Source organism: Pseudomonas endophytica, from assembly GCF_001411475.1.
Taxonomy (GTDB): Bacteria; Pseudomonadota; Gammaproteobacteria; order Pseudomonadales; family Pseudomonadaceae; genus Aquipseudomonas; species Aquipseudomonas endophytica.
In genome coordinates, this window is the sequence record NZ_LLWH01000177.1 from 1 (window position 1) to 24,451 (window position 24,451).

The 24,451-nt window shown below is 54.4% G+C and carries 21 protein-coding genes and 1 pseudogene; 9 read left to right on the forward strand and 13 right to left on the reverse strand.

Annotation, left to right across the window (positions count from 1 at the left end):
* Positions 1–53 precede the first annotated feature (53 nt).
* Positions 54–596 carry a YaeQ family protein gene (locus AQS70_RS14540; protein ID WP_055103471.1) on the reverse strand — a complete coding sequence of 181 codons (543 nt, stop codon included), beginning with the start codon at positions 594–596 and terminating at the stop codon, positions 54–56.
* Positions 597–760: 164 nt separating this feature from the next.
* Between AQS70_RS14540 and AQS70_RS14545 the strand changes: the two genes are divergently transcribed.
* Positions 761–1,960, forward strand: a complete 1,200-nt coding sequence (locus AQS70_RS14545; protein WP_055103472.1) for a CaiB/BaiF CoA transferase family protein — start codon at positions 761–763, stop codon at positions 1,958–1,960.
* Positions 1,961–1,999: 39 nt separating this feature from the next.
* On the forward strand, positions 2,000–2,884 hold the full coding sequence (locus tag AQS70_RS14550) for a TIGR02285 family protein (protein WP_055103473.1): 885 nt from the start codon (positions 2,000–2,002) through the stop codon (positions 2,882–2,884).
* 165 nt (positions 2,885–3,049) lie between these two features.
* Here the strand turns inward: AQS70_RS14550 and AQS70_RS14555 are convergent, their stop codons facing one another.
* The 6 genes from AQS70_RS14555 to xerD form a co-directional block, all read right to left on the reverse strand.
* A complete protein-coding gene (locus tag AQS70_RS14555; protein WP_082428115.1) occupies positions 3,050–3,436 on the reverse strand; it encodes a response regulator in 387 nt (128 codons plus the stop codon).
* A gap of 131 nt (positions 3,437–3,567) precedes the next feature.
* Positions 3,568–5,652 (reverse strand): transporter substrate-binding domain-containing protein, encoded by a 2,085-nt coding sequence (locus AQS70_RS14560; protein ID WP_055103475.1) that lies wholly within the window; start codon positions 5,650–5,652, stop codon positions 3,568–3,570.
* A gap of 119 nt (positions 5,653–5,771) precedes the next feature.
* Positions 5,772–7,181 (reverse strand): threonine synthase, encoded by a 1,410-nt coding sequence (gene thrC, locus AQS70_RS14565; protein WP_055103476.1) that lies wholly within the window; start codon positions 7,179–7,181, stop codon positions 5,772–5,774.
* A 107-nt stretch (positions 7,182–7,288) separates the two neighbouring features.
* Entirely contained in the window at positions 7,289–8,593 is a 1,305-nt protein-coding gene (locus AQS70_RS14570) for a homoserine dehydrogenase (protein WP_055103477.1), read from the reverse strand.
* Between the two features lie 136 nt (positions 8,594–8,729).
* Positions 8,730–9,461: a DsbC family protein gene (locus AQS70_RS14575; RefSeq protein WP_055103478.1), complete on the reverse strand. Its 732-nt coding sequence runs from the start codon at positions 9,459–9,461 to the stop codon at positions 8,730–8,732.
* 137 nt (positions 9,462–9,598) lie between these two features.
* Positions 9,599–10,495, reverse strand: coding sequence for a site-specific tyrosine recombinase XerD (gene xerD, locus AQS70_RS14580; RefSeq protein WP_055103479.1), 897 nt, complete (start codon positions 10,493–10,495; stop codon positions 9,599–9,601).
* A 120-nt stretch (positions 10,496–10,615) separates the two neighbouring features.
* On the opposite strand from xerD, the gene AQS70_RS14585 reads away from it, so the two are divergent.
* The 4 genes from AQS70_RS14585 (at position 10,616) to gudD (ending at position 16,650) form a co-directional block, all read left to right on the forward strand.
* Positions 10,616–12,424, forward strand: coding sequence for a cation:proton antiporter (locus tag AQS70_RS14585; protein ID WP_055103480.1), 1,809 nt, complete (start codon positions 10,616–10,618; stop codon positions 12,422–12,424).
* 134 nt (positions 12,425–12,558) lie between these two features.
* Complete coding sequence (locus tag AQS70_RS14590; protein WP_055103481.1) at positions 12,559–13,599, forward strand: LacI family DNA-binding transcriptional regulator; 1,041 nt, start codon at positions 12,559–12,561, stop codon at positions 13,597–13,599.
* Positions 13,600–13,901: 302 nt separating this feature from the next.
* The gene (locus AQS70_RS14595; RefSeq protein WP_055103482.1) at positions 13,902–15,290 is read left to right on the forward strand and encodes an MFS transporter; all 1,389 of its coding nucleotides are present in this window, start codon (positions 13,902–13,904) and stop codon (positions 15,288–15,290) included.
* Between the two features lie 4 nt (positions 15,291–15,294).
* Positions 15,295–16,650: a glucarate dehydratase gene (gene gudD / locus AQS70_RS14600; protein ID WP_055103483.1), complete on the forward strand. Its 1,356-nt coding sequence runs from the start codon at positions 15,295–15,297 to the stop codon at positions 16,648–16,650.
* A 152-nt stretch (positions 16,651–16,802) separates the two neighbouring features.
* Here gudD and AQS70_RS14605 read toward each other — a convergent pair whose 3' ends face one another.
* The 6 genes from AQS70_RS14605 to ffh all read right to left on the reverse strand — a co-directional run bounded on the left by AQS70_RS14605 (position 16,803) and on the right by ffh (position 20,881).
* Positions 16,803–17,213, reverse strand: coding sequence for an acyl-CoA thioesterase (locus AQS70_RS14605; RefSeq protein WP_055103484.1), 411 nt, complete (start codon positions 17,211–17,213; stop codon positions 16,803–16,805).
* 94 nt (positions 17,214–17,307) lie between these two features.
* A complete protein-coding gene (gene rplS / locus AQS70_RS14610; RefSeq protein ID WP_055103485.1) occupies positions 17,308–17,658 on the reverse strand; it encodes a 50S ribosomal protein L19 in 351 nt (116 codons plus the stop codon).
* 45 nt (positions 17,659–17,703) lie between these two features.
* Positions 17,704–18,456 (reverse strand): tRNA (guanosine(37)-N1)-methyltransferase TrmD, encoded by a 753-nt coding sequence (gene trmD, locus AQS70_RS14615; protein ID WP_055103486.1) that lies wholly within the window; start codon positions 18,454–18,456, stop codon positions 17,704–17,706.
* 2 nt (positions 18,457–18,458) lie between these two features.
* Positions 18,459–18,998, reverse strand: coding sequence for a ribosome maturation factor RimM (rimM, locus tag AQS70_RS14620; protein WP_055103487.1), 540 nt, complete (start codon positions 18,996–18,998; stop codon positions 18,459–18,461).
* Positions 18,999–19,003: 5 nt separating this feature from the next.
* On the reverse strand, positions 19,004–19,255 hold the full coding sequence (rpsP, locus tag AQS70_RS14625) for a 30S ribosomal protein S16 (protein WP_048368177.1): 252 nt from the start codon (positions 19,253–19,255) through the stop codon (positions 19,004–19,006).
* Between the two features lie 249 nt (positions 19,256–19,504).
* Positions 19,505–20,881, reverse strand: a complete 1,377-nt coding sequence (gene ffh, locus AQS70_RS14630) for a signal recognition particle protein (RefSeq protein ID WP_055103488.1) — start codon at positions 20,879–20,881, stop codon at positions 19,505–19,507.
* Between the two features lie 207 nt (positions 20,882–21,088).
* On the opposite strand from ffh, the gene AQS70_RS14635 reads away from it, so the two are divergent.
* The 3 genes and pseudogenes from AQS70_RS14635 (at position 21,089) to AQS70_RS14645 (ending at position 24,365) form a co-directional block, all read left to right on the forward strand.
* A complete protein-coding gene (locus AQS70_RS14635) occupies positions 21,089–21,901 on the forward strand; it encodes a cytochrome C assembly family protein (protein WP_055103489.1) in 813 nt (270 codons plus the stop codon).
* A 200-nt stretch (positions 21,902–22,101) separates the two neighbouring features.
* Positions 22,102–22,791 (forward strand): annotated as a pseudogene (locus AQS70_RS14640) (transporter associated domain-containing protein); the annotation flags it as partial.
* A gap of 257 nt (positions 22,792–23,048) precedes the next feature.
* Positions 23,049–24,365 carry an MFS transporter gene (locus AQS70_RS14645; protein WP_055103491.1) on the forward strand — a complete coding sequence of 439 codons (1,317 nt, stop codon included), beginning with the start codon at positions 23,049–23,051 and terminating at the stop codon, positions 24,363–24,365.
* Positions 24,366–24,451 lie beyond the last annotated feature (86 nt).

Here is a 24,451-nt window from a genome sequence, read left to right on the forward strand (position 1 = left end):
CGCGCCTGTTTTAAATGCAAAAACCTCGAGCGCGGTCGTTTTCGTGCGTTCTGTCAGCCGCGCTCGCCTTGCAGCCACTCAAGCTGGACTTCGTGCTGACCACGATCATCGGTGACAAAAATCGTCCCTTCACTGATCATCACGTCCCACTTAATAACGCGCGGCATATCTTTGGCGAGGGTATCCAGAACCTCCTGCGGGACAGCGGCGATGTTAACGTTTTTCAGGGTTTTGATGGCCGGGATCACTTTGCCTTCCCAGACCCGCAAACTGCCATAGGCCAACAAGCTGGTGCGCTCAGTGCGGCGCGAGCACCAGGTCAGACGATCAGCATCGGGCTGGCCGACTTCAATCCAGTGCAGAACTCGATCATCCAGGCTTTTTTCCCACAACGCTGGTTCGTCTACATCGGAAAGGCCACGGCCAAAAGACAGTTGTTCGTTGTACCAAAGGGCGTAAGCCAGAAGACGCACCGCCATGCGCTGTTCGGTTTCCGAAGGGTGGCGGGCAATGGTTTGCTTAACGGTTTCGTAGACCCCACGATCAAGATCAGTGAGGTTGAGTTCAAACTTGTAGGTCGTGGACGGCTGGGCCATGAACGGGCTTCTTGATACGGAGAAAGACGGCAAGTCTAACCGATCCATCGCTACTTGCGCCGCACACAAAACCAGCCCTACGCAACCCTTCCTAGCCTGGGGCAACGACTGCGGCGGCTTTTGTGTTAAAACGCTGTACCCACTCGCACTGCAAAGGACTTCGCATGTCGCTCGCCACCAAACCCCTTTCGGGCCTCAAGGTTATTGAATTGGGCACCCTGATCGCCGGTCCTTTTGCATCGCGAATTTGCGCCGAATTTGGTGCAGATGTCATTAAAGTGGAATCGCCAGATGGCGGTGACCCGCTGCGAAAATGGCGCAAACTTTACGAAGGTACCTCGCTGTGGTGGTTCGTTCAGGCGCGTAATAAAAAATCTATAACCCTGAACCTCAAGCACCCTGACGGCCTTAACGTTCTTAAAGAGCTGCTGGCAGAGGCAGACATTCTGATCGAGAACTTCCGCCCCGGCGTCCTAGAAAAACTGGGGTTGGGCTGGGAGCAGTTACATGCCTTGAACCCCAAGCTGGTGATGGTGCGGTTGTCGGGTTTTGGTCAGACCGGGCCGATGAAGGATCAACCGGGGTTCGGCGCGGTCGGTGAGTCGATGGGCGGGCTGCGTTACATCACCGGTTTTGAAGATCGCCCGCCAGTGCGCACTGGCATTTCGATTGGCGACTCGATTGCCGCGCTGTGGGGCGTGATTGGCGCCTTGATGGCGTTACGTCATCGCGAAGTGAATGGCGGGCTGGGTCAAGTGGTGGATGTCGCATTGTATGAAGCAATTTTCGCCATGATGGAAAGCATGGTGCCCGAGTTCGATGTGTTCGGTTTTATTCGCGAGCGCACGGGCAATATTATGCCGGGCATCACCCCCTCCTCGATTCACACCAGCCAAGACGGCAAGCATGTGCAGATTGGCGCTAATGGCGACGCTATTTTCAAGCGTTTCATGCTCATTATCGGACGTGACGACCTGGCGAACGACCCGCAACTGGCGAGCAATGATGGCCGGGATGCACGTCGCGATGAGCTGTATGGGGTGATTGACCGTTGGGTGGCCTCGTTGCCACTTGATACCGTCCTTGAGCGGCTGAGCAGCGCTGAAGTACCCGCCAGCCGAATCTTCTCGGCAGAAGACATGTTCAGTGACCCACAATTTTTAGCCCGCGAAATGTTCCTCCAGGCAAAACTTCCAGACGGCAAAGCGTTCAAAATGCCAGGCATCGTGCCACGGCTTTCAGATACTCCTGGTTCTGCCGAGTGGGTGGGCCCGGGGCTGGGAGAGCATAATGATGAGGTGTTAAGTGGCTTGGGCTACGACGCCAGCGCTATCGTGAAACTTAAGCAGTCGGGCGCAATTTAAACGCTTTCCCGTTGAGTGACTGCCATGGAGATCCGCCTGATGACTAAACGCTGTAGCTGGCGAGGCATTTGCGCAGGATTGATAACCTCGGCGATGTTTATATGGATGCCCTACGGGGTGGCAGCCGAGAAACTCATCTGGCTGGTGCGAGATCTTGCGCCGTTAACGATGCACGATGGCCCGAATAAAGATAAGGGCCTTATCGACCACCTGCTGCCCTTGTTAATCGCCAATATGCCGCAGTATGAGCACGTCATCCAACGCGTTAACCGGGCCCGCGCATTACAAATGCTTGAGGGGTCAGAGCTTGCCTGCGATCCAATGCTGGTCTGGAATCCTGCTCGCGCCTCACGAATTATTTTTTCAAACCCCATCCTTGGTTTACGCAGTAACGGTTTAGCCATCCGCCGTTCGGATCAAGCGCTGATCGCGCCATTTGTTCAAGACCAGGCTATCGACTTGCCCGCCATGTTGAGTGCCCAGGCAATCCAGCTCGGCGTTGTCGGTAAACGCAGTTATGGCGTCTGGATTGATGATCAGCTGTCGAAAAGCCCATCCAAGCCACTGGTTTTTCATTACGGCAGTGATGCGTTGGGTAGCCTTTTGCAAATGCAACAAGCGGGTCGGTTACCCACGCTGTTGGGCTATTGGCCAGAGATCGAGGCAAAGGCCAAGCAACATGGCCTTGCAACTGAAGAACTGGCTTTTTACTCGATTCTGGGCGCCCCTACTCACCAAACTATCTACGCGGGCTGCAACAAAACGCCGAAAGGGCAAAAAGCCATCAATGAGATAAATGCAGTTTTGGAGAGTTTGCCTGCTGACGCACTGACTTCACCGCAAACCTATTGGACAAACCCCGGCCAAGCTGAGGGTGAGCAAACGCTTACTCCGTCTGGCGCCCAACGGCTAAGCGTTCCCTAACAAAAAAAACCCCGAGAAGTGGGGAGACAACTCGGGGTTTAACAAGGTCATTGTGACCTGCTCAGCAAGCGACAAATCTCGGAGCAAAAGACTTGATCTTGCTGATGAAAAATCTGACACAGCAAATCAGGTAAAGGTTCCCACTACCTGTAATCCATTTTCATCTCATGCTTCTATCCGCATGTTATAGACCTCCAGCAACCGTCCTAAGCCATTGACGGTCACTGGTTTTGGTAAATATCCCAACACCTCAAGCCCTTCCTCGCGGGCAGTGCGTATTGCGCTTTCTACCACGTGCGGAGCAGCACAACTGAGAATAATCAGCGCTTGCGCATCGCCTTTGACTGCTAGCTCGCGAATTAACGCCTCCCCGGATAAACCCTCTAGATGAAGATCGCAGATGGCCACATCAATGCCGCCACACTTGGCGAGCGAACAGCGAGCCGACTCAACACTTTCTGCTGCGAGCACGTCGAAAATGCGAAAGGCATTTAGCATTTGGTGCAAAACCATCAACTGAAATGGGTTGTCTTCAAGAATCAAAACTTTCATTGAACACATACAGGGCCTTGAAAAAGTACGCGCATTATCTGCAAGGGGATCGACTGTAGAGTGATTTCCTAAGAATCAACATCAGAAAAATCCTAAATGCACACAGATAATTTTATAAAGGCCCTGGCTTTTTAACCCTGCTTTTTCTGCTCGGACACGTCGAACCATACGCCAACCGCACCTTCCAAGTGCCCAGAGCCCGAGTAAAAAGGCATAAGCCAGCAGTTAAGCTCACCCCTGTCGGTGAGGTAGGCTTCGCTGCGTTTTTGATAAGAAGGCTTTCGGTTACTCAGCACTAACACGAGCGCGGCCTGCAATTGCTCAGCAGCCTCAACCGATAAAAACTCCGTTTCAGACATACTCCGCCCGTGTATCAACTCGCGCCGTGTTGAGAAAAAATCTTCGTACGCACGGTTGCAAGTGATCATTTGCCCCTTAAGACCTTTCATAAAGATCGGAAAAGGGAGCGCATCAAAATAACGTTGCTCATCTCTCAAGCAGGTTTTTAAAGCGCTCTCAGCCACGCCTCTTAAGCGAATTTGCTGAACCAGGCGGCGATTCCACAGCAGCATCAGCACCAAACCAATACCGCCGCCGCCCCCCGCATACAACCACGGTGTAACGGACTGTTGGGACTCAAGGTTCACCCTGCTGACCTCATGCAGCCACTTGTGACGTAAAGCCTGCATGTCAGCCATGGGTATGGCCTCTAGCCCTTTGTTTAGTATGTCGAGCAGTTCTGGGAGCTGATTGGAGACTGAAAAATTATCGGAAGACCATCGGCCATCCACGCTCCGCCCCACTTTCAAGTGCCTTGCCGAATGCAGATAGGCTTGTACTTCATTCTGGATCGTGGCGACCGCGTCACCGTTTTTAACCATGTCGCGCGCCTGCGTGTAGTTCTCAACATTGCGCAGGATGACGTCTGGATAGTTGCGACGAATCATGGACTCCAGTGAATGCCTAGCAGGTAAGGCCAGCACTTTGCCTGAAAGCTGATCCAGCGAGCCCAACCGAAAGTCATTACTGCGCACGACAAAGACCCAAGGGGCGCCACCGTAAGAATAGGTAAAGTTGAGAAATGCTTGGCGCTCAGCATTCTTGGACAAGGTTGTATTCATGTGCACCTTGCCACTTTTGAGCATCTCTAACGTTTGGGTGGTTGTCAGACTTTCTTGGTGGACAAACTGCAGCCCGGTCATGCGAGAAATACGCAATAGAATTTCTGCATTCAGACCATCCCAACGTTTTTCGCCGTTTTTAAAGATATAGGGCGGGTACTGCTGAGAGCCAACCAAGACCACCGGGTTCTGCTTGATCCAGGCTTGCTCATGAGGCAGCAGTTTGATGCGTTGCTGGCCGATACTTCCGCCAAGCCCTGTCGTCCAGCGTGAAAGAATCACTTGGGCCATCGAGTCATCCAGACTGCTCAATGCTCGATCAATCAACGCCTGTAACTGCGGATCATCGCGACGGGTAGCAAAGGCAAAGCCCGACTCTGGTAAAGCGCTCTCACCTAAAATGCCCAAGCCTGAGTAGGGCCTAAGGGTTTTGAAAGCCCGAACGATAACCTCATGGGCCACCAGGGCATCAATGTCGCCTTCATCGAGTGCTTCCAGTGCACTGTGCAATGTGGGGGTCAGGATGATCTCGCTGCTGGGGTAAAAAGCATCGGCGACGTGTGGGTCGACTCCACCATCAAGAAAGCCTATTTTCTTGCCGTCCCAGTCACTGTCTGAATCACAATCGGCTCGCCCCACTATCACTAAACGGTCGGTCATGTAGTCGGCAGAAAACAACAGGCCCTCAATCCCGCGCTCATAGCCGTTAGCGCTGGCCAAGATGTCGATTTTACCCGAGAGCAACGCAGCAACCGCCTGATCACGCTTGCTGAACCCCAACACTTCGACATCGGCTCCCAACTTGTCGCGCACAAGGCTGAGGTAGTCGGCACTGATGCCTTGGTAACGATTGCGCTCGTTCGCAATGTCCATGGGGGCGTAATCGCCAATGGAAATGCCCACGCGTAGCCGCCCACGATCTTCCAGCCATCGCCGCTGTTGCTGATCAAGTGCTAAGGGTTTGAGTTCGATAAAGGTCTGAGGCAGCTTGAACGGCAATCCTTGCGCGGCATAGGCGCTGTTATTGACGCTCATCAGCCCGATGATCAGTAATAAAAACATCCATGATTTAAGCACGCAGGGGAAACGTGACATGACAGCCTCCTTGACCGACGACTCGCCAGCATGAGGAGGCGAAAACGCAACAAGTCTGCCATGCACCCACAAAAAAGCCCGTCAGATGACGGGCTTAAAAGTACGTAAGAAAAAGACCGTTAAAGTGCTTTGCCACGGTTGCCATGCTGGCTAACAAAGGTCTGCACGGCTTTAAGATCATTCTCCAACACGGTGAAACGCTCCTCTCTTTCAAACAAGTCCGAAAGGTGTGCAGGCAGTTCAAGAGCTTTTCCTACGCCTGCTTTTTCAACGGCCTCGGGGAATTTGACCGGATGCGCCGTTCCCAAAATGACCATTGGAATATCCAGGCTGCGGCGGCATTCACGTGCGGCCTTCACACCGATGGCAGTGTGCGGGTCCAACACTTCGCCGGTTTCTGCGAATACTTGGGCAATGGTTTCGCAGGTTTGCTCGTCATTAACAGCCAGCGAGTCGAACAGACGGCGTGCTTCAGTCCAGCGATCGTCTTGCACGCTGAACGTGCCTGATTGCTTGAACGTATCCATCAAACCCGCGACCGCTGCGCCATTGCGACCATGTAGGTCGAATAACAGACGCTCGAAGTTTGACGAAACCATTATGTCCATAGACGGCGACAAGGTCGCGTGCAGGGTGTCTTTGGCGTACTGGTTGCCGCTCATAAAGCGGTGCAGGATGTCGTTACGGTTGGTCGCTACGATCAACTGGTTGACCGGCAACCCCATGTTGCGCGCCAAGTAACCCGCGAAAATATCGCCAAAGTTGCCGGTAGGCACCGAGAACGACACCGAACGATGCGGGCCGCCCAGTTGCAGAGCAGCATGAAAGTAGTAAACGATTTGGGCCATGATCCGCGCCCAGTTAATCGAGTTCACAGCGACCAGACGTGTGCCTTTGAGGAAGCCTTGATCAGCGAAGCTGGCCTTGACCATTTCTTGGCAGTCATCGAAGTTACCTTCGATCGCAATGTTGTGGATGTTGTCACCAAACAACGTGGTCATTTGCCGACGCTGAACTTCCGACACTCGATTGTTCGGGTGCAGGATGAAAATATCTACGTTCTCACAGTGCTTGCAGCCTTCGATGGCAGCTGAACCGGTATCACCCGACGTCGCACCCACAATTACGACGCGCTCGCCGCGTTTGGCCAGCACGTAATCCAGTAAGCGACCGAGCAGTTGCAGGGCGAAATCTTTGAACGCCAACGTTGGGCCGTGGAACAGTTCCAGTACCCACTCATTACCATTGAGCTGACGCAGCGGTGCAACAGCGTTATGAGCAAAGACGCCGTAAGTTTCTTCGAGAATCTTTTTGAAATCGGCATCAGGAATGCTGCCGCTGACAAACGGGCGCATTACCCGGAAAGCCAACTCGTGATACGGCAAGCCAGCCCAGGAAGCGATTTCTTCCTGAGTAAAGCGCGGCAGGTTTTCTGGAACGTACAAACCGCCATCGCTGGCCAGACCTGCCAGCAGAACATCTTCGAAATTCAAGGCCGGTGCTTGGCCGCGGGTACTGATATAGCGCATGGGTTCAAACCTTCGGTTTGAGCGCCAAGCGGTTCAGCTGCAAGCTGCAAGTAAAAGCACATGGGCTTTAGCTTGCAGCTTGTAACTTGCCGCTTGCCGCTGCTTCATTAATTAAGACTTTCGACGCGAATACGAACGACCGGGCCCACGACACCTTGCAGGGCCTCTAGGGCTGTGATGGCGTCGTTGATGTGCTGTTCAAGTACTCGGTGGGTCAGCAGAATCATAGGCACCAAGCCGTCATGCTCTTCTGCTTCTTTCTGCATGATCGACTCGATGTTGATACCCCGCTCGGACAAGATGCTGGCCACTTGCGCCAGTACGCCCGGATGATCCTTGGCTTGGATGCGCAGGTAGTAAGCACTTTCACAGGCTTCGATTGGCAGAATCGGATGATCTGACAACGCGTCTGGCTGGAAGGCTAGGTGCGGTACGCGGTTCTCAGGATCGGAAGTCATGGCACGCACCACGTCTACCAAGTCAGCAACCACCGAGGACGCTGTAGGCTCCATGCCAGCGCCTGCGCCGTAGAACAAGCTTGAACCCGCCGCATCGCCATTGACCATCACGGCGTTCATTACACCATTGACGTTAGCAATCAGGCGGTCTGCCGGGATCAGAGTCGGGTGAACCCGCAGCTCGATGCCGCTGGCGGTGCTGCGCGCAACCCCCAAATGTTTGATGCGATAGCCCAGCGCTTCGGCGTAGTTCACGTCAGCCGTGGTCAGTTTGGTAATGCCCTCGGTGTAAGCTTTATCGAACTGCAGCGGAATCCCGAAGGCAATTGACGCCAGAATCGTCAATTTGTGTGCTGCATCAATGCCCTCAACGTCGAAGGTTGGATCGGCTTCGGCATAGCCCAACGCCTGCGCCTCAGCCAATACGTCTTCAAACGTACGGCCCTTTTCACGCATTTCGGTGAGGATGAAGTTACCCGTACCGTTGATGATGCCCGCCACCCAGTTGATACGGTTAGCCGACAGCCCCTCGCGAATGGCTTTGATCACCGGAATACCACCCGCAACGGCAGCTTCGAACGCGACGATAACGCCCTTTTCCTGTGCCTTGGCGAAGATCTCGTTTCCGTGCACAGCAATCAACGCCTTGTTGGCTGTGACCACGTGCTTGCCGTTTTCGATGGCCTTGAGTACCAGCTCACGAGCGATGGTGTAACCGCCGATCAGCTCGATAACGATGTCAATTTCAGGGTTGGTGGCAACAGCGAATACATCGTTGGTAATGGGGGTACCGGTAATGTCGCACTGAGGGTTTGGCGTACGCAGAGCAATTTGCGCAACCTGAATGCCACGCCCGGCACGGCGGGCAATCTCCTCGGCGTTACGCTTGAGTACGTTAAAGGTACCGCCACCGACGGTCCCGAGCCCACAGATACCTACTTTGACCGGATTCACGCTGAACTCCCCATAAAACGGCCGACTCAAGGTCGGCCGTGGAAAACAACCGTGGATTGCCACGGTTCTCTATTAATAGCCGGGCAGTTGAACTGCCCGCCCATGATCGTTACCGGCTTAGCGCAACGACGCAGGATTATTTAACACTGAGTGCCAGCTTGCCAACCTGCTCAGCTGGCTGATAACCCGGAATAACCTGGCCATCTTTAAGAACAATGGCAGGCGTTCCGTTCACACCAATCGACTGACCCAGCGCAAACTGCTTGCCGACTGGGTTGGCACATTTTGGCGCCTTGACGGTTTTGCCGTCTGTCATCTTATCCATGGCGCTTTTCTTGTCTGTAGAACACCAAACCGCCTGCAACTGTTGGTCGCCTTCAGAACCCAAGCCCTGACGCGGGAACGCAACATAGCGCACTTCGATCCCCATTTTGTTTAGAGCAGGGATTTCGGCGTGCAATTTATGGCAATACGGGCATGTTGTGTCGGTAAAGACTGTGATGTGCGATTTGGTTTCGCCGATGGCAGGGTAAACCACGGTTTCAGCCACCGGAATACCATTGATCAACTTGGCAACGCTTTCACGCTCAGCTTTTTCCGTGAGGTTGACCGGCTTACCATCCTTGAGCTGGAACATATAACCCTGCACGATGAACTGGCCATCAGCGCTGGCGTATAGAACACGGCTGCCCTTGAGCTTCACTTCGTACAAACCCGCCATTGGGCTTGCACTGATGCTCTCGACCGGAACATCCAGTTGCAGCGTTTCGAGACTTTTACGAATAGCCTGTTCGGCGCCGGTATCGGCGAAAGAAAACGTACTGACCAACGCAATAGCGGCGGCGGCAATAATATGGGTCACGCGCATGAGAACTCCTGAAGGCGGACAAACGGCCAAGCCTGATGTCCCTCATCTGAAAAGGGTTTAGGCGGCTCGCTTATGAAACCGCCAAAGCCTACCACAGTTGGCTTGCAGGACCGACGACCAACTGACACACGCAGACGTTAACCACGGGGATGATGCTGGGCGTGCAGGTCTTGCAAACGCGCCCGGGCCACGTGGGTATAGATTTGTGTGGTGGACAGATCGCTGTGCCCCAACAACATTTGCACAACGCGTAAATCAGCACCGTGATTGAGCAAATGAGTGGCGAACGCATGTCGCAGCGTGTGAGGCGACAGCGACTTTTCAATTCCGGCCACTTGCGCCTGGTGCTTGATCCGGTGCCAGAAGGTCTGGCGAGTCATTTGCTCACCCCGCTGACTGGGGAATAACACATCGCTCGGGCGTCCGTTGAGTAACTCATGACGACCATCACGCAAGTAGCGCTCAACCCACACAATCGCCTCCTCGCCCATGGGCACCAGTCGCTCTTTACTGCCCTTGCCCATTACCCGCAGTACGCCTTGGCGCAGGTTAACTTGCTCCAAGGTCAGGCTAATCAGCTCGGTCACTCGTAACCCGCAGGCGTAGAGCACTTCAAGCATGGCGCGATCACGCTGGCCAATGGCCTCACTGAGGTCTGGAGCAGCGAGTAAGGCTTCAACATCAGCCTCTGACAGCGACTTCGGTAACGGCCGGCCTAACTGCGGCATGTCGACCTGCAACGTTGGGTCGATAGCGATCAACTTTTCACGCAATAAATAGCGATAAAAACCCCGCGCGCCGGATAGAAAGCGAGCCGTCGATCGCGGCTTATACGCCTGATCCAGACGCCAAGCCAAGTGGTCGAGAATTAACTCGCGCCCGGCGTCGATCAATTCAATGCCACGCGCCTGCAACCAGCCATTGAAGAGCGCTAGATCACTGCGATACGCATCGCGGGTGTTGTCCGACAAGCCTTTTTCCAGCCATAAGGCATCCAGAAAGCGGTCGATCAGCGGGTTGTCGATAGCAGGCATTGGCACTCTTAGCGCACGGCCAGCTGGCCGCACATAAATAAAATGTGAATTGAAATGGCGGCCGCTAGTCTTTCATAGAGAGCCCGCGTCATAAACCATCCGTTCACACAGGACCGCCCGATGACCGAACAACAGATTCTGCTGTCCTTTGGCGGTATTGGTATTGCAGCCTTGTGCTCGCAATGGCTGGCTTGGCGGCTCAAGCTGCCGGCTATTTTGTTTTTGCTGCTGAGCGGTATTTTAGTCGGCCCTGTACTCGGCTGGCTGGATCCGCAAGCCCTGTTTGGCCCTTTGCTAATGCCGCTGGTTTCGCTAGCGGTAGCGCTGATTTTGTTTGAGGGCAGCCTGACTCTGCGGCTGTCCGAGTGGCGTGAAATCGGCAGCGTTGTCCATCGACTGGTGACTGTCGGCGCCCTTGCAACGTGGGCGGTCATTACCTTAGCCACGCACTGGTTACTGGGGTTTGATTGGTTGCTGGCCTTGCTGTTCGGCACCTTGACCTTGGTCACCGGGCCGACCGTGATTGTGCCCATGCTGCGTGTCGTGCGCCCCAAGGCGTCGGTTGCCAATATTTTGCGCTGGGAAGGGATCGTTATAGATCCGATTGGTGCACTGCTCGCGGTAGTGGTTTACAGCTTTATCATCGCTCGCGCCAGCGACAACGGACTGAGTCAAAGCCTGCTGACGTTTGCCGGAGTGATTGTTTGCGGCAGTCTGTTCGGCATCGTGGGTGGCTGGATCATGGGCCAGATTGTGCGCAAACAATGGCTGCCGGAATACCTGCAAAGTTTGGCGACATTAGCCGCAGTGCTCGGGGTATTTATTGCCGCCAACGAGGTGATGCATGAGTCCGGTCTCTTGGCGGTCACCCTGATGGGCATGTGGATGGCCAACATGAAGGGTGTGGATGTGCGCAACATTCTGCACTTCAAAGAAAACCTCAGCGTTTTTTTGATTTCGGGTCTGTTTATTCTGCTGGCGGCACGCCTGGACTTGAACGCCATGATTGGCTTGGGCCCCGTGGTGTTGGTACTGCTGCTGATTATTCAGTTGGTTGCCCGCCCCTTGAACGTGCTGCTGTCAACGGCGGGCTCCAAACTGAACTGGCGAGAACGCGCATTGCTGGCTTGGATCGCGCCACGCGGCATTGTCGCAGCCGCCGTTTCAGCGATTTTCGCGATCCGGCTCAACGAGGCCGGGCATGAAGGCGCACTGCTGTTGGTGCCTCTCACTTTTGCGGTGATCATCGGCACAGTAGTGCTGCAAAGTGCTACCGCCCGACCGCTGGCCCGCTTGCTCAAAGTCGCCGAACCGCCTCCCAGCGGATTTTTGATCGTCGGCGCCAACGGACCGGCACGAGTCATCGCCAAAGCGTTACAACAACAAGGCAGTCGCGTGGTGCTGACCGATTCCAACTGGGAAAACATCCGCGCTGCGCGCATGGAAAACTTACCCACCTACTTTGGCAACCCGGCCTCACAACACGCTGAGACTCATCTTGATTTGGTCGGGCTTGGGCATTTACTGGCCTTGTCAGCCTCTGGCGAGTTAAACACTCTGGCCGCCGTACGCTTTGCTCACGAGTTCGGTCCAAGACGGGTATTTGCCCTAGCTAATGGGCAAGACAACCGGCGCACAGATAAACACCGCGCCAGCCATGAATACCGCGGGCAACCGCTGGGTAATCCGGCACTGACCTACGGGCAGTTAGCCAGCGAGCTGAGCCAAGGTACCGAGTTGTATAGCACCCACCTGACCGATAGCTTCACCTGGGATGACTACCTGAAATTGCATGGCAAACGTGTCACGTTGCTGTTTGCCCGAGACAATATCGGCTGGGTGCATGTGGTGACACCGCAAAGCGATTTGAAGCCCGGCGCGGGCTGGACGTTGCTGGCGTTGATCAAGCAAGACAGCAATGCGGACTAGCGCCCTCAACAATGACTGGCAATGCGTTTAAGTGACTGGTTTTCAGTCCAATGCCTGACCTCCCTCATGGCATGCCTGCTGAAACCCCGTTAACATCACTTTCGCTTTTATCCTATTGATCTGTTGGGTGCTGTGTGGCCAAAAAGTCGAAACGTGAGATTGCCTTTGCTGACGGCAATTCTGAAGCACCGCTTACCGTAGCTGACGTCGCTGTTAAAGCAGGGGTTTCACCTATTACCGTTTCGCGCGCGTTAAATCGTCCGGAGCTGGTGAGTGATAAGACGCGGCAACACGTTTTGGACGTTGTGCGCGAGATGGGCTATGTGCCCAATTTATTGGCCGGTAGCTTGGCCTCCAGCAAAAGCCGTCTGGTTGCGATTTTGCTGCCAACGATTGCTAACTCGATTTTTTCCAGTGCGGTACAGGCCATCATGGATCGGCTGACCGAGGCAGGCTACCAGTCGCTCTTAGGCCCGACAGGGTACTCCCCTGAAAAAGAGGAGATCTTGCTTGAGGCTATCTTAGGCCGACGCCCAGACGGCATCGTTCTCACAGGGACTTTGCACACTGAGGCCAGCCGAAATCGACTGGCCTCAGCCGGTATTCCGGTGGTTGAAGCATGGGACCTCAGCGAGACCGCGCTGGATATGCAAGTTGGTTTTTCCCATGAAGCAGTCGGCGTCTTGGTTGCTGATCACTTCTTTGCAAAGGGCTACCGCCGATTCTCAGTTATTTCTGTGGATGATCCACGTGCCATTCGACGCTGTAACAGCCTCATCGAAAGGCTCAAACAGCACGATCTGCACGATGTGCCTGTAGAGATTCTGCCTCTGCCTTCGACCTGGGAAGTCGGCAGAGAAGGCTTGAGACGGCTCCAGCAACGTGAAACACCGCCCAACCTTATTTTCTGTAGCTCAGACACCTTAGCCTTCGGCGTTCTTGCCGAAGCTGCCAGCCAGGGCCTGCGCGTTCCACACGATATCGCTGTCCTCGGATTCGGCGACATCATTAACGCTAAATTTGCTAACCCTGCCCTGTCTACGATCAGTGTTAACTCCGCAAAAATGGGCCGGGAAGTCGCTGAAGCCCTGCTTAATAGATTCTCTGACAGCCCTGACGCCTCCGTCAGCCAGACAGATACAGGCTTCGAGCTCATCGAACGCGCCAGCACCTAGGTTCAATACGAAATATACCTGCGCTCGGTTATGCGGCGTGAATACAGGCACGGGATGTTCATTTACGACCTGTAGACGCCGCCTCCTCGCCCGTTTTCGCCTTGCCTCACCTGCGCTCAAAAACATGACGCTCCCCCCTCAATTCAATTCCTAGATCTCTCCAAAAAGCACTTGCAATGATAGCGCTATCTATTTAATGATAGCGCTATCGTTGTACGACAACATACAACGGCATATGACGAATAAACGTCGATCCAGTGGCAGGTCTACCCGCACAACAATAATTAGTGGGAGCGTCAACCATGCAAGAACCCAAGAAAACCCGCGTCCGCTATTTGATCCTGCTCATGCTATTTCTGGTGACAACGATCAACTATGCCGACCGGGCAACCATCTCCATCGCCGGCTCCAGTATTCAGAAAGACTTTGGCATGGACGCCGTGACCCTCGGCTATATCTTTTCAGCGTTTGGCTGGGCTTATGTAATAGGCCAAATACCAGGCGGCTGGCTGCTTGATCGCTTTGGTTCAAAGAAAGTCTACGCTGGCAGTATTTTCACTTGGTCGCTGTTTACCCTGTTGCAGGGTTATATCGGCGAGTTCGGTATCTCAACTGCAATCGTGCTGCTATTCCTACTGCGCTTTATGGTGGGTCTTGCAGAAGCCCCATCGTTCCCGGGTAACGCACGCATAGTTGCCACGTGGTTCCCGACCAAAGAGCGCGGCACAGCATCAGCGATCTTCAACTCAGCACAGTACTTTGCGACCGCTCTGTTCGCGCCACTGATGGGATGGATCGTCTACACCTACGGCTGGCAGCACGTTTTTATCGTCATGGGCGCCTTAGGCATTGTGTTCTCGATGATATGGATGAAGGTGATCTACGGACCAAAGGATCACCCCTCGGTCAATGCCGCAGAGGTCAAATACATTGCTGACAACGGTGGCTTGGTCGATCTTGAGGATTCGAGAAAGAAAAAGGACGGTGGTCCCAAGTGGGATTACATCCGCCAGCTTCTGACCAACCGCATGATGATGGGTATTTACATTGGCCAGTTCTGTATCAATGCCCTCACCTACTTCTTCCTCACTTGGTTCCCGGTTTATCTGGTGCAAGAACGCGGCATGACCATCCTTAAGGCGGGCTTTATTGCTTCGCTACCTGCCATCTGCGGTTTTCTGGGCGGTGTATTGGGCGGCGTGATTTCAGATGCGTTGCTGCGCCGTGGTAACTCGTTGAGCGTGTCACGCAAGACCCCCATCGTATGCGGCATGTTGTTGTCGATGAGCATGATCATTTGCAACTACGTCGATGCTGACTGGATGGTTGTGTGCTTCATGGCCTTGGCGTTTTTTGGCAAAGGTATCGGCGCACTGGGTTGGGCCGTGGTTTCAGACACATCGCCCAAGCAAATTGCAGGGCTTTCGGGGGGCTTGTTCAACACGTTTGGCAATCTGTCGTCGATTTCAACACCGATCATCATCGGCTACATCATTGCCGCAACCGGCTCTTTCAAAATGGCTTTGGTGTTCGTAGGCGCCAACGCGCTGGTCGCTGCCATCAGCTACCTGTTCATCGTTGGCGAAATCAAACGCATTGAACTTAAAGGGGTATCCACAGAGCCAAATCCAGCCGAGGGAACACCATCGGTAAACGCAGGCGCATTGCATCCAACTACAAGAAAGGTATGACTTCATGGAAACGTTGACTCAACACCAAACTGTCACCGGCACGCCAATTATTACGGAATTGAAAGTAGTTCCAGTGGCCGGTCATGACAGCATGCTGCTCAACCTGAGTGGCGCCCACAGCCCTTTTTTCACCCGTAATGTGCTGATTCTCAAAGATAGCGCCGGTCATACAGGGGTGGGTGAGGTGCCGGGCGGTGAAGGTATCCGCAAGACCCTTGAGGATGCACGCGACCTGCTGGTTGGCCAGTCAATCGGTAACTATCAACGCCTTCTGAACACCGTGAAAACCACATTTGCTGACCGCGACGTTGGCGGTCGAGGGCTGCAAACGTTTGATCTGCGAATTGCTATTCATGCAGTAACAGCCGTGGAGTCGGCATTGCTTGACCTGCTGGGTCAGCATTTGGAAGTGCCGGTTGCAGCACTGCTCGGTGAAGGGCAACAGCGCGATGCGGTCGAGATGTTGGGTTACCTGTTTTATGTCGGTGATCGCAATAAAACAGATCTAGCCTATCGCTCGGAACACGATGGCGACAACGAATGGTTCCGCCTACGCAATGAGGAGGCATTGTCACCCGAGTCGGTGGTTGCACTCGCGCAAGCGGCCTACGATCGTTATGGTTTCAAAGACTTCAAACTCAAAGGCGGCGTGCTGCGCGGTGAAGATGAAATCGCCGCTGTCACGGCATTGTCAGAACGCTTTCCTGATGCTCGTATCACCCTTGACCCCAATGGCGCATGGTCGCTGAAAGAAGCAGTGGCCCTGTGCCGCGATCAGCACAATGTGCTGGCCTACGCCGAAGACCCCTGCGGAGCTGAAAACGGCTACTCCGGTCGTGAAGTCATGGCTGAGTTCCGACGCGCTACAGGGCTGCGTACTGCAACCAATATGATTGCCACCGATTGGAGGCAGATGGGCCATGCGATTCAGTCGCAATCGGTCGATATTCCGCTGGCAGACCCGCACTTCTGGACGATGCAGGGATCGGTTCGAGTGGCTCAGATGTGCAATGACTGGGGGCTGACGTGGGGCTCTCACTCCAACAATCATTTCGACATCTCGCTCGCGATGTTTACCCACGTCGCGGCCGCTGCGCCTGGCACCATTACGGCCATTGATACGCATTGGATCTGGCAAGACGGTCAGCACCTGACCAAAAAGCCCCTGAAAATCGTCGGTGGAATGGTGCAAGTACCGAAGAAACCGGGCTTGGGTGTCGAGTTGGATTGGGACGGGCTGATGAAAGCCAATGAAACCTACAAGTCCATGGGCTTGGGCGCACGCGATGACGCGACCGCCATGCGCTACTTGGTCCCAGGGTGGGAGTTCAACAACAAGCGTCCGTGCATGGTGCGTTAAACACCGCTAGCGCTTTACTCCTCAATCCGAAAAGGGCGCCCAAGGTGCCCTTTTCTGTTAGGCATCAGTTCTGCCCTCACGCTTACTCTTGGCCGCAACCCATAAAGTCCGCCGCGAGCGCTGCGGCTATGGTTGACTCTCAGCCTAGCGGGTCATGCGAACCCAGGAAGCACCGGCACCGGGCGCTTGTCATCATCAATGGCGACAAAACTGAACAAGCCTTGGATCGCCAGTTCACGTCCATCACAGCTCATGCTTTCGACATAGACCTCAACCTCAACCTTAAGGCTGGTGTTGCCGACTTTCACTACACGCCCAACCAACTCAACAATCGAGCCTGCCGCAATCGGATGGTTAAAGTCGATACGATCCGTCGAAACGGTCACCAACGGCAAACGGCAGAAGCGCGTCGCGGCGATGGACGAGACTTCATCCATCCAAGCCAGGGCTGTGCCGCCAAATAGGGTGTTGTGGTGATTGGTGGTCGAAGGGAATACAGCTTTGGTAATGCGGGTAACGGATAACTCAGTACGGCGTTGAATCTCTTGCTCACGCGCAGTCATGCTTTTACTACCTACAACTGGACAAAGGTCTGACAAATTTCAGGCACAAAAAAGCAGCCCGAAGGCTGCTTTCTTCTGCATCGAAAAACTGAACTTAAGACAGTTTTTCTTTGATGCGAGCTGCTTTACCGGACAGGTCACGCAGGTAGTACAGCTTGGCTTTACGAACGTCACCGCGACGCTTAACAGCCATGCTGTCGATTTGCGGGCTGTAGGTCTGGAAAGTACGCTCTACGCCAACACCGTTGGAGATTTTACGAACAGTGAAAGCACTGTTCACGCCACGGTTACGCTTGGCAATCACTACACCTTCGAAAGCTTGCAGACGCGAACGGTCGCCTTCCTTCACTTTCACCTGAACGACAATAGTGTCGCCTGGGGCAAAGGTAGGGATCTCTTTGGTCATCTGCTCTGCTTCGAGTGCAAGGATGATTTTGTTAGTCATGCTGTGCTCCTAAGGTAGATCGTCTGATCTACCATCGATACGTTGTTAACTATCGTCCCGCTCGCGGATATATTCCTCAAGCAGCTTCTTCTCTTCTCCAGAAAGCGAGCGGCTTTCCAGAAGATCGGCGCGTCGTTCAAAGGTCCGCCCAAGGGACTGCTGTAAACGCCAACGCCGGATGTGTGCATGATTGCCACTAAGCAATACGTCGGGAACACGCTGATCCGCATACACCTCCGGTCGGGTGTAGTGCGGGCAATCAAGCAGACCGTCCGTGAAGGAGTCTTCCTCCGCGGAGTCCACATGCCCTAAAGCTCCGGGCAGCAGTCGTGTAACCGCATCAATCAGAACCATCGCCGGCAGTTCACCGCCAGAGAGTACATAGTCACCAATTGACCACTCTTCATCGACATGAGCGTCTATAAAACGCTCGTCAATGCCTTCATAACGACCTGCAATGAGGATTAATGCTTCCTCATTCGCCAGTTCGCGTACCGCCGACTGTTTCAGTTGACGGCCTTGGGGCGACAGGTAAATCACCTTCGCCGCCTCTCCGGCTGCTTCTCTGGCCTGAACCAGCGCATCTTCCAGAGGCTTGATCTTCATCACCATGCCCGGACCACCGCCAAATGGGCGATCGTCCACAGTGTGATGTCGGTCCGTTGTGTAGTCCCGCGGATTCCAACAGGTGAGCTGCAATAGCCCTTGTTTCACCGCACGACTGGTGATGCCGTAGTCGCTGATGGCGGAAAACATTTCGGGAAACAAACTGATCACTTCTACGCGCAATTTAGCCACGCTTAGAAGTCCGCATCCCAATCCACCTTCATCTCGCCAGCCACCAAGTCGACACTCAACACACATTGCTCTGTATAGGGCAACAAGCGATCACGATCGTCCAGGCTACCTGGGCAAGGTTTGACTTCCATGACATCGTTCGAGCCAGTTTCCATCAGATCAACAATCTTGCCGAGCAATTGCCCTTCAAGGTTGGTCACTTTCAGTCCCTGCAGCTGGTACCAGTAGTACTCGCCTTCGGTCAATTCAGGAAACAGGTTGCGTGGCACGCAGATCTCGAATTCGCGAAGAAGACCTGCTTCATCACGATCATCAAGACCCTTGAGCTTCACGACCAGAAACTTGCCGTTGTGAGAACGGCCACTGACCAGCTCTGCCTGTCGTACATCATTACCGCGCCGAAGCGTCAGCTTTTTGTAGTCCAACAGGTTATCAATTGGATCCGTAAAGGAATAAACCTTCACTTCGCCGCGCACGCCGTGAATGGAGTAGATTTTGCCGATAACGATCAAATCATCAGCAGCTTCAGGCGTCACGCTCATATTGCTCAGGCCGCAGCCTTAGCATTGACCTTCACAAGCTGAGCAACGCGCTCAGACATTTGTGCACCAACGCCCAACCAGTAAGCGAGGCGGTCTTCTTTAACGGAGAAACGAACTTCTTGACCACGAGCAACCGGGTTGAAGAAGCCAATTTGTTCCTTGTGGGAACCGTCACGTGGGTTACGGCTGTCGGTAACGGTCAAGTGGTAAAACGGGCGCTTTTTGGAGCCGCCAAGGGCAAGACGGATTGTTAGCATGTGAACATCGTTCCTGTAGTCGGTGCTGCAAATCTAAATGCACAGCGGGCATAGGTGCCCGAAAGGCCGCATATTCTAAGGAATATCCGGACTTTTGCAAATGTCTTTTTCTAACGCCTATGGGCGCGCCGTGTAGATTTGCTGTAAAGCCGCCACGAATGGCGACAGGTCAGCTCCCACTTAATGCGGGTTTGCTGGGTGTCTCGCAAGGCTGCGAGTTACCCGCACGCACGCGTGCGGGCGGGTAATTTACATTTTTGGCATGCCGCCGCCGGGCAACATCGAGCCCATGCCGCGCATCATTTTGGCCATTCCACCTTTGGCGGAAAACTTTTTCATCATCTTTTGCATCTGCTTGTGTTGCTTGATCAAGCGCCCGATGTCCTGCACCTGAGTGCCGGAACCCATGGCAATACGACGCTTGCGCGAACCGCTGATCAGCTCAGGGTCACGACGCTCAGCCGGGGTCATGGAGTTGATGATGGCTTCCATTTGCTTGAACTGCTTTTCAGCTGCGCCCTGAGCATTGCCCATTTGCGCCAGATTGACACCGCCCATGTTCGGCAGTTTGTCCATTAGGCCGCCAAGGCCGCCCATGTTCTTCATCTGTTGCAGCTGATCACGAAAGTCTTCGAGATCGAAGCCTTTACCTTTTTTAAGCTTTTTCGCCAGCTTGTCGGCTTTGTCTTTATCGAGCGTTTGCTCTGCTTGCTCGATCAGGCTGAGCACGTCGCCCATGCCCAAGATACGCGAGGCAATACGATCCGGGTGGAACGGCTCGAGCGCGTCGCTCTTCTCGCCCATACCGATAAATTTGATCGGCTTGCCCGTGATCGAGCGCACAGACAACGCCGCCCCCCCACGTGCATCACCGTCTACTTTGGTCAAGATCACGCCGGTCAGTGGCAGCGCATCACCGAAGGCTTTGGCGGTGTTGGCCGCATCCTGACCGGTCATGGCATCGACCACGAACAGGGTTTCTACCGGTTTGACCGCAGCATGAAGCTCTTGGATCTCGGCCATCATCTCAGCATCAATGTGCAGACGACCGGCGGTGTCGACGATCACAACATCTATGAATTTGAGTCGGGCTTCACTAATAGCTGCTTGCGCAATGGCCACTGGCTTCTGGCTGATATCGGACGGGAAGAACGTAACGCCCACTTCGCCCGCCAGGGTTTCCAGCTGCTTGATGGCAGCCGGACGATAAACGTCAGCCGACACCACCATCACGGATTTCTTTTTGCGCTCTTTAAGGAAGCGCGCAAGCTTGCCGGCGGTAGTGGTTTTACCCGCCCCCTGCAAACCTGCCATGAGGACTACCGCAGGTGGCGCAACATTGAGGAGCAGATCCTCGTTGGCAGCGCCCATCAGGCTTTCGAGTTCGGCCTGAACGATTTTTACAAACGCTTGGCCCGGCGTCAGGCTGCGCGACACTTCTGTGCCGACCGCGCGCTCTTTGACCGAGTTAACGAAGTCTTTGACCACTGGCAAAGCCACGTCGGCTTCCAGCAACGCCATGCGCACTTCACGCAGGGTGTCTTTGATATTGTCTTCGGTCAGCTTGGCCTTGCCGGTGACATGGCGCAGCGTCTGCGAGAGACGATCGGTTAAATTTTCAAACATGCGCGATCCTTTCAGGCCCAAAGTAGACCGAGGTTATTGCGGCCCAGCCCGTGTAAAACTGATGCTCGGCGAGCCTGCGGCGTGGGCAGGTCGCGGATTATAGCGAAGACTGACCGCCGCGCACACCTTACCGTCGCTTATGTAGTCTTTCGTGTAGAGCCGGTTGTATGCCAAACTCAGCCCTTTCGGGCTTGCCTAATAGGATTTATGCTCCCCTTGTCACCCAGCTTGCTACCCAGCCTCGCCGCCGCCTGCTTATATGCCGCTGCGACCTTCTATCAAGGCTCTTGCCTGCGCCAAGGCGCCAAGGCAAACAAACGGCTGTTGGTCACACTCGGCATCCTTGCCGTTATCGCCCATGCAGCGAGCCTCTATACCCATTTATTGACGCCAGCAGGTCTTGAGCTGGACTTCTTCAGCGCTGCAAGCCTAATTGCCGTGGCGGTCATTATCGTGACGCTGGTGGCCTGCACACGTATTCCGGTCGAGAACCTACTGCTGCTGCTCTATCCGCTGGGTATGCTCACCGTCCTGATGTCCGAGTTCGCGCCTGCGGGCACCGTTCAGGTGGTAGATGAAGAGCCCGGTATCCTGTTGCACATCCTGCTCTCGATTCTGGCTTACGGCATGTTCACGATTGCCGTGTTCCAAGCCTTGCTGCTATCGCTGCAAAACTATCAACTCAAGCACAAACACCCCAAAGGGCTGATCAAAAACTTTCCGCCACTGCAAACCATGGAGAGCCTGCTATTTGGCTTCCTCTGGGCTGGCTGGTCGTTACTGTCACTGTCGCTAATTTCCGGCTGGGTGTTTCTGGGCAACCTATTTGCGCAGCATCTGGTGCACAAGACGTTGTTAGCCTGCCTGGCTTGGTTCGTCTTTAGCGTGTTGCTGTGGGGGCGCAATCGACTCGGCTGGCGCGGGCACAAAGCCATCCGCTGGACCCTTGCCGGTTTCTGCCTGTTAATGCTGGCCTACTTTGGCAGCAAACTGGTTCGTGAATACATTCTGCATATCTAACGGCGATGAATATGGATAGCTTGCCCCACGGCTCAGTACTCGCTGTATTAGCCCTAGTGTTTCTCGGGCTAGGATTCTTTATTGGCAGAACGTCGCGCAAGGTTGGAGTCAAGACCGACCGCGACGCCCCACTCCAGTCCCCCAACGAAATTGCGGCCAATGAGACTGATCCCTCGAACAGCCGCCCTATCCTGCTCTCTGGGATAAAGGCGCTGGACACCATCACCGTCAACGACATTTTGATCCCGCGCAGCGAAGTTGAGGGTTTGAATCTGGATGACTCGATCGAAGCGCTGATCGAGCAACTGCGCCTGACCGAGCGTACTCGCTTACCGGTGTTTCACAACGATATCAACCAAGTTGAAGCGATCCTCAATACTCGACACATTCAACACATGCTTGCAGATAACACCCTGACTAAAGAAGCTTTGTTAGAGGTCTGCCATGAACCCTACTTCGTCCCGGAAAGCACACCACTGCCCTTGCAACTGCTGAACTTCCATAAACAACAACGTCGTCTCGGCGTGGTAGTTGACGAATACGGCGAAGTCCTCGGCATCGTTACACTTGAAGACATACTTGAAGAAATCGTCAGTGAGTTCGAGGACGAGCAAAACCTCGATAACCCGCACATCGAACCGCTTCCCGATGGCCGCTTTGTGGTCGATGGCGCAGCGACTATTCGCGAACTCAATAAAAGCCTGGGCTGGCACCTACCCAGCGATGGTCCGAAAACCCTCAACGGATTGGTCACTGAAGCGCTGGAAACCATCCCTGAAAGCACCGTGTGCTTGAAGATCGGCCACTACCGCCTAGAAATCCTCGCCACCGAAGAAAACCGCGTCAGCCGTGTGCTGATCTGGCACGACAGTGTCAAGCTCGCGGCTTAATCGCATTGTAAGGTCTTGTTACAATCGAATTGCCCTCCCTATAATCACTGTGCTTATCCAAGCCCCGCCAACACGCGTGCTACCCGCACCCTAGGCTGTTAACGGGTCGCATTGTGCACCATCAGCGCTCGTTCCCATCCCGAACCGCGTTTACACCCAGCCTCAGGGCTAACGACCATAACAATTGCTTTGGCATCTCTATCGAGCCACAACGGCTAATAGCGGGCCCAGAGTTCATAACTGTCAGGGATACGCGCATGACCTCCAGCATCACCCACAGCGAAGCTTCGTCCGACAAACCGATCAATTCGACGGCCCGTGTCGCGACGGCCAGCTTTATTGGTACTGCCATCGAGTTTTATGACTTCTATGTGTATGCCACAGCCGCTGCACTGGTCATTGGCCCGGTTTTTTTCCCGCAAACGTCCGGCACCGCACAAATGCTGTCAGCCTTTCTGACGTTTGGTATCGCCTTTCTAGCCCGCCCACTGGGCTCTTTCCTGTTCGGCCACTTCGGGGACCGAGTCGGACGCAAATCCACACTGGTGGCCTCCTTATTGTTGATGGGCGTGTGCACGACCTTGATCGGCGTGCTGCCGGGTTACGCCACCATTGGCGCGTGGGCGCCGATTTTGTTGTGCGTACTGCGCTTTGGGCAGGGCTTGGGGCTTGGCGGTGAATGGGGCGGAGCAGCGCTGCTCGCGACCGAAAACGCACCAAAAGGCAAGCGCGCCTGGTTCGGTATGTTTCCGCAGCTAGGCCCTTCAATCGGCTTTCTGGCCGCCAATGGTTTGTTTCTAGTTCTAGCCATGAGCCTCAGTGACGAGCAATTTCGCTCATGGGGCTGGCGGATACCTTTTCTGTTGAGCGCAGCGCTAGTAATGGTCGGCTTGTATGTGCGGCTGAAGCTGGAAGAAACGCCAGTATTCGCAAAAGCCGTAGCGCAGCACGAACGAGTGAAAATGCCGATCGTTGAGTTGTTTGCTCAATATTGGGCACCGATGCTGCTGGGTGCCGCTTCGATGGTGGTGTGCTATGCACTGTTTTACATCTCAACGGTTTTCTCGCTGAGTTATGGCGTGGCCACCTTGGGCTACACGCGTGAGACTTTTCTCGGCCTGCTGTGCTTCGCGGTGTTGTTTATGGCGGCGGCAACCCCCCTTTCAGCGTGGGCCAGTGACCGCTATGGGCGTAAACCGGTGCTGGTGGTTGGCGGAGTGCTAGCGATTTTGTCCGGTTTTCTGATGGAGCCGTTGCTCACCCAGGGTTCAACCTGGGGTGTAGCGCTGTTCTTGTGCATTGAGTTGTTCTTGATGGGCGTGACCTTTGCTCCGATGGGTGCCCTGCTGCCGGAGCTGTTCCCTACCCGCGTGCGCTACACCGGCGCCTCTGCTGCCTATAATTTGGGCGGAATTGTGGGCGCATCGGCCGCGCCTTTCTTTGCTCAAAAACTGGTGACAATGGGCGGTTTGAGCTGGGTGGGCGGCTATGTGTCGGGCGCAGCAGTGCTCAGCTTGATCGCTGTACTGTGCTTGAAGGAAACCAAAGAAGCGGACCTGAACAAGGTCACGTGAGGGATGCATAACCCTTGTGGAGCTGCCGCAGGCTGCGATTTTTAGATCTTTAGATCTTTAGATCTTTAACAGCAAAAGATCGCAGC